A 12496-nucleotide genomic window follows, 5' to 3' on the forward strand; every position below is an offset into this window, starting at 1 on the left:
AAGACCCTCTAACGTTCCGGTTGTCGGAGGCAACGGCTAGGCTGCCGCCACCGCCGCTGATCGAGCCTTGAGGAAAACCTGTGCCCGTATTGAAGGTGTCGACGCGCTCGGCGGTCTCCGGAGGCGTCGTCGCCGTCTTCGGCGGGGCGCTGGTGCTGCTCATGCTGCTGCAGCAGGGCGAGTCCACGGCCAGGGTCGACCTGGACGACTCCGGTGTGTGGGTCACGAAGACCTCGGCGGGGCTCCTCGGCCGGTTCAACAACGAGGCGCAGGCGCTGGACGGCACGCTGCTGTCCGGCTCGTCGACGTTCGACGTGCAGCAGGCCGAGTACCGGGTGCTGATGACGGACCCGGGAACGGCGACCGCGAGCCCGGTCGACCCGGCGCAGCTCACCCTCGGCGGCACCATGAGCGCGCCCGCGGGCGCCGTCATCACCTCCGGCGGGCACACCGCCGCGGTGCTTGACCCGGACGACGGCCGCCTGTGGGTGCTCCCGTTCGAGGCCGCGGTCCAGTTCAGCGCCGACGACCTGGACCCGACGGCGGAGCTCGGGCCGGGCGCCCGGGTCGCCGTCGCGACCGACGGCACGGTCTTCGGCGCCGCGCCCGCCAAGGGCCGCCTCGCGACCGTCACGACCAACGGCTCGGGCACCGTCGACGAGGTGACCGACTCGGAGCTCCCGGTCGGCAAGGGCGCCGAGCTCGAGGTGACCGCCGTCGGCGACCGGCCGGTGGTCCTGGACCGCACCGCGTCGACGCTCGTGCTGCCCGGCGGCGACGTCGTCGACCTGGCGGGCGGCGCCGAGGCACGGCTGCAGCAGCCCTCGGGTGAGGCGGACGCCGTGGTCGTGGCCACGCCGAAGGGCCTGGTCACCCAGCCGCTGCGGGGCGGGAGCTCCACCACGCGCGTGGGCCAGGGCACCCCCGCGGCGCCCGTGCAGCTCGGCGGCTGCACCTTCGGCGCCTGGTCGGGCACCGGCCGGGTGGTCCGGGACTGCCCCGGCACCGACCGCGACGTGGACGAGACCCTGGAGGGCGCCGACGGCGAGCTCGCCTACCGGGTCAACCGCCAGGTGATCGTGCTGAACGACGTCTCGGCGGGCACGCTGTGGATGGCCGCGGAGGACTTCGAGAAGGTCGACGACTGGGACCTGAAGATGCCCGAGGACGCCGAGGGCGAGAAGACGGAGTCCGAGACCACCACGCCCGAGATGGTCGACCAGTTCGTGGCCCAGCGGGACAAGCCGAACCGCCCGCCGGAGCCCGAGGACGACTCCATCGGCGTCCGGCCGGGCCGCACCACCGTGCTGAACGTGCTGGGCAACGACCTCGACCCCGACGGCGACGTGATGACCGCGTCCATCGCCGACCCCGAGGGCCGGGTGGCCGGCGAGGGCGCCTCCGACGTCTCGGTGGACCGCGTGCTCGACGGCGCGGCGCTGCAGGCGAACGTGCCCGAGACCGCGACCGGCACCACGACCTTCACCTACACGGTGGACGACGGGCGCGGCGGCACCGCCGACGCCGACGTGAAGGTGCGCGTGGTGCCCCTGAGCGAGAACGAGGCGCCGGTCTCGACCGGCGAGCCCGTGCTGCGCGTGGCGCAGGGCGGCGACGCGTCCATCAAGGTGCTGCCGTTCTGGCGCGACCCCGACGGCGACGACCTGGTCCTCTCCAGCGCGGCCACCGCGGACCCCATGGACGAGGTGCGGTTCCGGCCGGACGGCACGGTCGAGTTCCGCGACGGCGGCACCGCGACCGGCCGCAAGATCGTCGAGCTCACGGTCACGGACGGCCTGGACCAGGTGGGCGAGGGCCGGCTGCTCGTCGACGTGATCGCCACCCAGGAGCCGCCCGTCGCGGTGGCCGACCACGTCACCGTGCTGGCGGGCGACCCCGTCACGGTCCGGCCGCTGCGCAACGACTCCGACCCCAACGGCGACCGGCTGCGCCTGGTCAGCGTCTCGGAGCAGGCGCCGGCCACGATCACGGAGAACTACGCCGCGGGCACCTTCCGGTTCGTGAGCCAGGAGCCCGGCAGCTACGACATCACCTACCAGGTCAGCGACGGCCCCGGCTCGACCATGGGCCTGGTGCGCGTCGACGTGCTGCCGCCGCCGGACGCCGCCGGCCCGCCCGTGGTCGTGGCCGACACCGTGCTGCTCCCCGCCGGCGGCTCCGCGCTGGTGGACGTGCTGGCCAACGACACCGACCCGGGCGGCGGCGTGCTGGTCGCCTCGTCGGTCGAGGCGCCGCCGGAGGTCACCGCCGTCGTGCTGGACCACCACGTGCTGCGGGTCGCGGAGACCGAGCGCCTGGACCGGCCCGTGACCCTGCGGTACACGGCCTCCAACGGCACGGAGACCGCCGTCGGGCAGGTGCGGGTGGTGCCCATCGCCGCGCCCACCAAGCTGCGCCCGCCCGAGGCGACGCCGGACGAGACGACCGTGCACACGGGCGACATCGTCACGGTCCCGGTGCTGAAGAACGACTCCCACCCCGACGGGCTGGAGCTGAAGCTCACGCCGGAGCTCGTCGAGGAGCCGGACACCGGCGAGGCGTTCGTCTCCGAGGACACCGTGCGCTTCCGGGCCGGGTCCGAGGCCGGCACGGCGCACCTGGTCTACGAGGTGCGGGACAGCAACGGCCAGAAGGACTCCGCGCAGGTCACGATCAACATCACGGACACCCTGGAGAACGCGGCGCCGCAGCCGCCGGACACCACGGCCCGCGTGCTGGCGGGCTCGGTCACCCGGATCCCGCTGCCGCTGGACGGCAGTGACCCGGACGGCGACTACGTCACGCTCGACGGCCTCTCCGCGCCGCCCGCGCAGGGCACGGCCCGCGTGGTCGACGGGTTCCTCGAGTACGAGGCGTCCGAGGGCGCCGCCGGGGCCGACGAGTTCCGCTACTCCGTGACCGACACCCGCGGCGCGACGGCCGAGGGCACGGTCGCCGTCGGTGTCGCCCAGCCGCCGGGGGTCAACCAGCCGCCCACCGCGGGCGACGACGAGACGCTCGTGCGCCCCGGCCGCGACGTCGCGGTGGACGCCCTGGCCAACGACTCCGACCCGGACGGCGACCAGGTCGGCCTGGTGCCCAAGTCGTTCGAGGGCGCCGAGGGCCTGGACCCCCGCGTCGTCGAGGACCTGGTGGTGGTCACCACACCGCGCGACGAGGGCACGCAGACCTTCTACTACGGCATCGAGGACACCTTCGCGGCCCGCGCCACCGGCGCGATCACCGTGCAGACCGCCAAGGACGCACCCCTGCTGCGCCCGGTCGCGCGTGACGACGTGGTGCCGCCCGCGGACGTCACGTCCGACACCGTGACCGTGGACGTGCTGCGGAACGACTCCGACCCCGACGGCGTCGCGACCGACCTGACGGTCGCCGTGCTCGGCGAGGACGGCGAGCAGCCCGCCGGCGTCACCCTCGGCGAGGGCGGCGAGGTCACCGTGGCGCTCACCGAGGACCCGCAGGTGCTCACCTACACCGTGACCGACATGGACGACCTGACGGCCAAGGCGTTCCTGCGGGTGCCGCGCGACGGCTCGCTGCCGCACCTGAAGCAGCCGGTCGAGGCGCTGCGCACCTTCGCGGGCGAGACGCTCGAGATCGACATCGCCGACCACGTCGTGGTGGCCGACGGCCACGAGCCCCGGTTCACCGTCGAGGAGAAGGTGACCGCCGTCGAGGGCACGCGCGATGTCACCGGCCCGACCACGCTGACGTACACCTCCGACGAGGACTACGTGGGACGCGCCTCGGTCACCTTCGAGGTGACCGACGGCGACGGCCCCGACGACCCCGAGGGCCGCACCGCGGTGCTGACCCTGCCGATCGACGTGCGGGCCAGCCGCAACCAGCCGCCGGAGATCAAGGGCACGCCGCTGCTGGAGGTAGCCGCCGGCGAGGAGTCGGCGCTCGACCTGTCGCGCGTCGCCGTCGACCCCGAGGGCGACCCGCTGACCGTCGAGGTCACCGGCGCGGCCGAGGGCATCACCTTCGGCACCCAGGGCGCGACGGTCACCGCGCAGGCGCAGCCCTCCGTCCCGAAGGGCACGCGGTTCACCGTCCCGTTCACCGTGTCCGACGGCGGCCACCCGCCCGTCGCCGGCGAGCTCGCCGTCACGGTCGTGGCGTCGACGCGCCCGCTCGCGCGGGCCAACCCGGACGAGGTGCGCGACGCGCACCAGGGCGCGGCCGCCACGGTGGACGTGCTGGCCAACGACGCCAACCCGTTCCCCGAGGAGCCGCTGAAGGTGGTCGGCGCCGTGGTCGAGACGGGCCAGGGCTTCGTGGAGACGACGGACTCCACGGTGGTCGTGACGCCGTCGGACGACTTCGTGGGCGCCATGGTGGTGCGGTACCGCGTGGCCGACGCGACGGCCGACGTCAGCCGCGAGGTGGAGGGCACGGTGCGCCTCACGGTGCTGGGCCGGCCCGAGGCGCCGCGCGCCCCGCAGGTCGAGGAGGTGCGGTCCGAGACGGTGGTGCTGACGTGGGACCCGCCGTCGGACAACGGGGCCGAGATCACCGGGTACACCGCCCGGTCGGGCAAGGGCGACGTCACCGAGTGCAAGTCCACGACCTGCACGGTCACCGGCCTCAAGAACGACGTCGTCTACAACTTCACCGTCACGGCCACCAACGAGGTGGGTGAGTCGGAGCCGTCCGGGCCGTCCGAGGACGCCCGGCCGGACGAGAAGCCCGACAAGCCGGAGCCGCCGTCGCTGAAGTTCGGCGACTCGTCACTGACGGTCTCCTGGAAGAACCGGACCTACACCGACCGCTCGCCGATCGAGTGCGTGAACCTGGAGATCAGCCCGGCCCCGGCCGACGGCGTGATCCAGAAGTCCTGCGTCACCGGCAGCTCGATCGTCTGGGACGGGCTGGCCAACGGCACCGCCTACACGGTGACGGTGCAGGCCGTGAACGCCGCGCCGGACCCCTCGGACTGGAGCGACGCCTCCGCCCCCGAGACCCCGGCCGCGCCGCCGGCCAAGCCCGCGGCGCCGTCCGCCCAGCGCGTGGACAACGCGCTCGGCGGGCAGATCACGGTGTCCTGGACCGAGCCCGCCAACAACGGCGCCCCGGTCGAGCAGTACCACCTGGACGTGTACCGCAACGGGTCCAAGGTCGAGACGCAGACGGTGACGGGCACGTCCCGCGTGGTCTCGGGCCTGTCGGCCGAGGCGTCCTACACGTTCGCTGTCACGGCCGAGAACAAGGCCGGCAACTCGCCGGCCAGCGACCAGTCGGCGGCGCAGGTGCCGTACGGGAAGCCCCAGGTCCCGGGCACGCCGACGGCGGCGCTCGGCTCCACCACGAGCGGCCAGGCCGACGTGCGCTGGAGCGGCATCGCGGCGGACGACTTCCGCGGGCCTGCGCACCGGTACGAGGTGCTGGCGAACGGCGGGGGCACGCCGGGGAACGCCGGGACCGCGACGTCGTACACCTTCAAGAACCTGGCCAACGGCACCGCCTACCGGTTCCAGGTGCGCGCCTGCAACCAGTACACGTGCTCGGCCTGGACGGCGAGCTCCAACCCCGTGACCCCGTACACGACGCCGGGCGCCCCGGGCGTGAGCTGGACGCTGCGCTCGTCCTCGGAGGGCCGGTTCACCGTGTCGCCCCCGGGCAGCAACGGCGGCCGGGCCGTGGAGTCGATCCGGTACCGCGTCAACGGCGGCGGCTGGCAGAGCATGTCCGCGTCCGGCGGCAACGTCGACGTCGGGCCGGCGTACAGCACGGGCTACAGCCTCGAGGCGCAGGCCTGCAACGCGGCCGGGTGCGGCACGACGGCTTCGGGCAGCGGGCGGACCAACTCCAACCCGGCCAACCGCTCGTTCACCATCTCCAAGGGCGCCGACGGCTCGACGTCGTCGGGCTGCCAGCAGGGTGCGGCGTGCCGGTGGATCAACATGAGCATCACCGGGTGGGAGCCCAACACGGCGTTCACCATGCGGTGCCTCACCACCGTGCGTCAGCCGGCGGGCCAGGTGTACTTCCCTCGCTACGAGCAGGGCAACTGGTGGGGTCAGGCCTGGGGCGTGCCGCTTCGGACCGACGGCAACGGCAACTGGTCCGGGCAGTCGGACTGCATGCACGGTTACACGGGTGCCCAGACCTGGGTCGAGACACAGGAGCTGGGGTCGTCGAACCGACTGACCTGGTAACCACCGGAAATTTGCCCCGACACGGTTGCGACACACCGGCCGCTTACCAGACAGACTCCTACAATCTGGACGGGCGGCATGGGTAGTCCTGCCCACTGAAATTCCACGACGATTCACCCTTGCCCCCGGTAGTGTGCTCCCGTTGCGCCTGTGTGTGCCGTCCGGGCGGGCAAATTTTCGGTGGCGTGACTGTTGAAGAGGAGGACGCATGAGCTTTGTCTCGCGCGTGTACGAGAACCGCAGATCGGCAGCATCGGTCGGCGTGGTGTCCCTCTTCGGCGCGGGCCTCCTGGGCTTCGCGCTCCTCTACGACGGCGAGGCCACGGCCGACGTCCAGCTGAACGACTCCGGCGTCTGGGTGACCCAGACGGCGTCCGGCAAGGTCGGCCGGTTCAACTACGAGGCCAAGGCCCTCGACGGCACCCTGCTCGCCAACTCGGCGAACTTCGACGTGGAGCAGGACGCGCAGCGCGTGCTCCTGGACAGCGTGGGCGACTCGTCCGCGAGCCCCATCGAGCCCGCGCAGCTCACGCTGCGCGGCACCATGAAGTTCCCTGCGGGCGCGCAGGTCGGCGCCGGCGGCGCCACCACCGCCGTGTACGACGAGGAGTCCGGCAAGGCCTGGGTGCTCCCGTTCGACGGCGCGGTCGCGTTCGACGAGAAGAAGCTCAAGCCGACGCTCAAGGTGGGCAAGGGCGGGACGCTCGCGGTCGGCAAGGACGGCACCGTGTTCCTCGCGGTCCCGGCCGACGGCAAGCTGTACACGGTCCCGACCAGCACGCAGGGCACCGCCAGGGACGCCGACGAGTCCTCGCTGCCCATGAGCGCCGACGCCAAGATCCAGGTCACGGCCGTGGGCGACAAGCCGGTGGTGCTGAACGAGTCGACCGGCAACGTGGTGCTCCCGGGCGGCGACGCGGTCGAGATCAAGGACGCGTCGCAGGGCATGCTCCAGCAGCCGTCCGACAAGGCCGACAACGTGGTGCTGGCCACCCCCAGCGGTCTGGTCTCCCAGCCGCTGGGCGGTGGCGACGCGACCACCCGCTCGGCGGAGGGCACACCGTCCGCCCCGGTCCAGCTCAGCGGCTGCGTGTACGGCGCCTGGAACTCGGGCCAGGTCATCCGCGACTGCGAGGGCTCCGACAACGACGTGGACGAGCGGCTCGAGGGCATCGACGCCAGCACGAGGCTCGCCTACCGCGTGAACCGCAACATCATCGTCCTGAACGACGTCGCGAACGGCGCCCTGTGGATGGCCGCCGACAAGTTCGAGAAGGTCGACGACTGGGACCTCAAGATGCCCGAGGACGCCGAGGGCGAGAAGACCGAGTCGGAGCAGACCACGCCCGAGCAGGTCGACCAGTTCGTGGCCCAGCGGGACAAGGCCAACCGGCCGCCCGTCGCCAAGGACGACAACTTCGGCGTGCGGCCGGGCCGCACCACCGTGCTGAACGTGCTCGGCAACGACGTGGACAAGGACGGCGACGTGATGGTCGCCGCGCTCAAGGGCGAGCCCGACGGCGACATCAAGGTCAACCGTGTGCTCGACGGCGCGGCCCTGCAGGCCGACGTCCCGGCCGACGCGACCGGCACCACCACGTTCACGTACGAGGTCGACGACGGCCGCGGCGGCACGGACCAGGCGTCCGTGGACGTCCGGGTGGTGCCCCTGGAGGAGAACAACCCGCCCGTCCAGTCGGGTGAGCCCGTGCTGCGGGTGGGCCAGGACAGCATGGGCACGATCAAGGTGCTGCCGTACTTCAGGGACCCCGACGGCGACGACATGTTCCTGTCGAACGCGAGCACGGCCGACCCGCTGGACGAGGTGCGGTTCCGGCCGGACGGCACCATCGAGTTCCGCGACGGCGGCACCACCACCGGCCGCAAGATCGTCGACATCACGGTCTCCGACGCGCTGGGGCTGCCGTTCCAGGGCCGGCTCCTCGTCGACGTCATCGCGACCAACGTGCCGCCCGTCGCCGTGCAGGACCACGTGACCGTGCTGGCGGGCGAGCCCGCGACGGTGCGGCCGATGCAGAACGACTTCGACCCCAACGGCGACAAGCTGCGCCTGACGGCGGTCGGCGAGAAGGCGGGCCTGGAGATCACGCCGAACTACGGTGCGGGCACCTTCCGCGTCGTGAGCGACTCCGAGGGCTCGTACGACCTGACCTACCAGATCACCGACGGCCCCGAGCCGACCATGGGCCTGGTGCGCGTGGACGTCGTCGAGCCGCCGGACGAGGCCGGGCCGCCCATCGCGGTCTCCGACCAGGTGCTGCTGCCGACCGGCGGCTCGGCACTGGTGGACGTGCTGGCGAACGACACCGACCCCGCGGGCGGCGTGCTCGTGGTGCAGGGCGTGGACGTCCCGGACGACGCGCCGGTGAAGGTCGCCGTGCTGAACCACCAGATCCTGAAGGTCTCCGAGGTCAAGCGGCTCGACGAGCCCGTGACGCTCACCTACACCGTCGCGAACGGCGCGGGCACCACCACGGGCCAGGTGCGCGTGGTGCCGATCCCGGCGCCGGCCCAGCTGCGCCCGCCGGAGGCAGGCCCGGACGAGGCGACCGTGCACGTGGGCGACGTCGTGACCATCCCCGTGCTGAAGAACGACACGCACCCGGACGGCCTGGAGCTGACCCTGACGGACGAGCTGCAGGAGTCGCCGCCGGCCGCGGCCGGCGAGGCCTTCGTCTCCGAGGACACGGTGCGGTTCCGCGCCGGCCAGGAGGCGGGGACGTACCACGCGGTCTACGAGGTGATGGACTCCAACGGGCAGAAGGACTCGGCCCAGGTGACCATCATCGTCAAGGACGACCCGGAGAACGCGGCGCCCCAGCTGCCCGACATCACGGCCCGGGTGCTCGCCGAGGGAACCACCCGGATCCCGCTGAACCTCGACGGCACCGACCCGGACGGCGACTACGTCACGCTGAGCGCCATCTCCGGCGCCCCGACGCAGGGCACCGCGACGATCGTGGACGGGTTCATCGACTACACGGCGGCCGAGGACGGCACCGGCCTGGACACCTTCACCTACCAGGTCACGGACACCCGTGGCGCGGTGGGCGAGGGCCTGGTCCGCGTGGGCATCACGCCCAAGCCGGCCACCAACCAGCCGCCGCAGGCCGCGGACGACGAGACGACGGTGCGGCCGGGCCGCACGGTCGCCGTCCGCGCGCTGGAGAACGACACCGACCCCGACGGCGACGAGATCGGCCTGGTGGAGAGCGGGTTCGAGGGCACCGGGGACATGGACCCCAAGGTGGTCAAGGACGACGTCGTGGTCACCGCGCCGGACGACGAGGGGTCCTACTCCTTCTACTACGGCATCCAGGACACCGCCAAGGCCAAGGCCAGCGGCGCCATCTCGGTGAACGTCGACCAGAACGCGCCCCTGCTGCGGCCGATCGCGCACGACGACGTCGTCACGGCGGACGACGTCGAGGGCTCCTCGACCGTGACCGTCGACGTGAAGGCCAACGACATCGACCCGGACGGCGTGGCCGCCGACCTCGAGCTGAGCATCGACCCCGACCTGGAGGGCGTGCGGATCACCGACGAGGGCATGGTCGAGGTGGAGCTCACCCAGAACGCCCGGGTGATCACCTACACCGTGACCGACATGGACGGCCTGGAGGCCAAGGCGTTCGTTCGCGTTCCGGGCGACCAGGCGCGGCCGCACATCAAGCCCGGCCAGGAGCCGCTCAAGGCGACCAGCGGCGAGCCGCTGACGATCGACCTGGCTGACTACGTGGTGGTGCGCGACGGCACCGAGCCGCGGATCACCGAGGAGAAGACGGTCAAGGCCCTGGAGGGCAAGGTCGTCGTCGACGACGAGGACACACTCGTCTACACCTCGGCCGAGGACTTCGCCGGTGGGGCCTCGGTCAGCTTCGAGGTGACGGACGGCGACGGGCCGGACGACCCCGAGGGCCTGACGGCGGTGCTGACGCTGCAGATCGACGTGACGCCGTCCAAGAACATGCCGCCCAAGATCACCGGCCGGCCGGTGCTGGAGGCCACGGCCGGCGAGGAGAGCTCGGTCGACCTCTCGCGGTACGTCAAGGACCCCGACAAGGACCCGCTGACCTTCACGGTCAAGGGCGTCGAGGGCATCTCGCCCGCGGTCTCCGGCGACACGGTCTCGGCCGAAGTGGACCCCTCCGTCTCGAAGGGCACCGCGCAGGAGCTGGCGATGACGGTCTCGGACGGCAAGAACCCCGCCGTCGACGCCGTGCTGACCGTCAAGGTCGTGGCCTCGACCCGGCCGCTCGTGCAGACCACGCAGGACGTCGTGCTCGACGCCCACCAGGGTGAGCCGACGACCATCCCGGTCCTGGCCAACGACACGAACCCGTTCCCGGGCAGGGACCTGACCCTGTCCGGGGTGCCGACGGTCGAGACCGGCCAGGGCACCGCCGAGTACCGCGGCGACCAGCTCGTGGTGACGCCGTCCGAGGACTTCACCGGCGCCATGCTGGTGCGGTACCGCGTGCAGGACGTCACCGGCGACCCCGACCGCGAGGTCGACGGCATCGCCAAGCTGACGGTCCTGGGCAAGCCGGAGCCGCCGCGCGCGCCGCGCGTCGAGGAGGTGCGCTCCCAGACCGTGGTGCTGAGCTGGGACCAGCCGAACAACAACGGTGCGGACATCACCGGCTACACGCTGCGGACGCAGAACGGTCAGGAGCACGCCTGCGGCACGACCACCTGCACGTTCGACGGGCTCAAGAACAACGTGAAGTACACGTTCACGGTCACGGCGACAAACGAGGTGGGCGAGTCCGACCCGTCGCCGGCCTCCAAGGAGGCTCGCCCGGACGAGAAGCCGGACCAGCCCGCGCCGCCGACCCTCGAGTTCGATAACAAGAGCCTCAAGGTGTCGTGGAAGAACAAGGTGTACACGGACCGGTCGCCGATCGAGTGCGTGAACCTGGAGATCAGCCCGGCCCCGGCCGACGGCGTGATCCAGAAGACCTGCGTCCAGGGCGGCAACACCACGTGGACCGGGCTGGAGAACGGCACGGCCTACACGGTGCGGGTCCAGGCCAAGAACGCGGCCCCGGACCCGTCCGACTGGTCCGAGCCGTCCGCGCCGGAGACCCCGGCCGCGCCCCCGGCCCAGCCGGCCGCACCGACCGCGAAGCGCGCCAACACCGCCTGGGGCGGTCAGATCGACGTCTCGTGGACGGCCCCGGCCAACAACGGTGACGCCGTGAAGGCGTACTACCTCGACGTCTACCAGGACGGCAACAAGGTCAAGACGCTGAAGGTGTCCGGCACGTCGCAGCCCGTCCAGGACCTGAACCAGGAGTCTTCCTACACGTTCACCGTCCAGGCCGAGAACAAGGCGGGCAAGTCCCCGGTCAGCGGGCAGTCCGCCGCGGAGCCGGCGTACGGCATCCCGACCCGCCCGGCGGGCGTGCAGGCGAGCAACCCTGGTAACGGGCGGGCGAACGTGAGCTGGAACGCGATCGCCGGCTCGGACTTCCGCGGTCCGGCGCACCGGTACGAGGTCTCGGCCAACGGTCAGGGCAGCCCGAGCGCGGGCAACGCGACGTCCTACACGTACGAGGGCCTGAACAACGGGACGTCGTACACGTTCCAGGTCCGCGCGTGCAACCAGTACGTCTGCGGAGACTGGTCGGCGGCGTCCAACGCGGTGATCCCCTTCGGCCCAGTGCCGAAGCCGTCCATCTCCGCGAACGGCGGTGACCAGAAGGTCACGTTCACCTGGGACGCCACCGCGCAGAACGGGCGGCCCACCACGGTGCGGGTCACCGGTGCGATCAGCAGCACGGCCAAGAGCGGTTCGCAGACGGCGTCGGCCGGGTACAGCGACGCCAAGGAGGCGTGCGTCACGGTGACCGACTCCGAGAACCAGTCGGCGAAGACCTGCGCCACCGGCACGTCGGACGCCCGGCCCAACCCGCGGGCGTGGGTGACGCACGGCAGCTCCATCAACAACAACGAGTGCAGCCACTCGTCCTGCGCCTATTTCAAGATCAACACGAAGGACTTCCCGGCGGGCAACCACTCGGTGGCCTGCTGGGCCGGCGACACCCCCGAGGTCAGCGGCTGGCACGACATCGTCACCCACGGCCGCACCTGGGAGACGAGCAACCGGCGGACCTACAACATCCCGGCCAACGGGCAGGTCCAGCTGAACTGCTTCTTCGGCCATCCAGGAGCCGCGGTCGCCGTGATGATCGACGGCACCCGCTATGAGGCCACGAACTGGTAGAACCTTCCCTGCCCGGCCGCCGCGCACGCGGCGGCCGGGCACGCCATGATCGACACAGATTTCA

The 12496-nt window shown here is 71.9% G+C and carries 2 protein-coding genes; both read left to right on the forward strand.

Going from position 1 to position 12496, the window contains the following annotated elements; translation table 11 throughout:
* Nucleotides 1–80 precede the first annotated feature (80 nt).
* On the forward strand, nucleotides 81–6182 hold the full coding sequence (locus tag H291_RS30450; RefSeq protein ID WP_232216086.1) for a fibronectin type III domain-containing protein: 6102 nt from the start codon (nucleotides 81–83) through the stop codon (nucleotides 6180–6182).
* Nucleotides 6183–6390: 208 nt separating this feature from the next.
* Nucleotides 6391–12432, forward strand: a complete 6042-nt coding sequence (locus H291_RS30455; protein WP_033326949.1) for an Ig-like domain-containing protein — start codon at nucleotides 6391–6393, stop codon at nucleotides 12430–12432.
* The last annotated feature ends 64 nt before the right edge of the window (nucleotides 12433–12496 follow it).

Source organism: Promicromonospora sukumoe 327MFSha3.1 (assembly GCF_000385135.1).
In the GTDB taxonomy this organism is placed as follows: domain Bacteria; phylum Actinomycetota; class Actinomycetes; order Actinomycetales; family Cellulomonadaceae; genus Promicromonospora; species Promicromonospora sukumoe_B.

Bases quoted from the DNA above. Each gene is read 5' to 3' on its own strand.
- H291_RS30455 (WP_033326949.1), top strand. From the start codon at position 6,391: ATGAGCTTTGTCTCGCGCGTGTACGAGAACCGCAGATCGGCAGCATCG.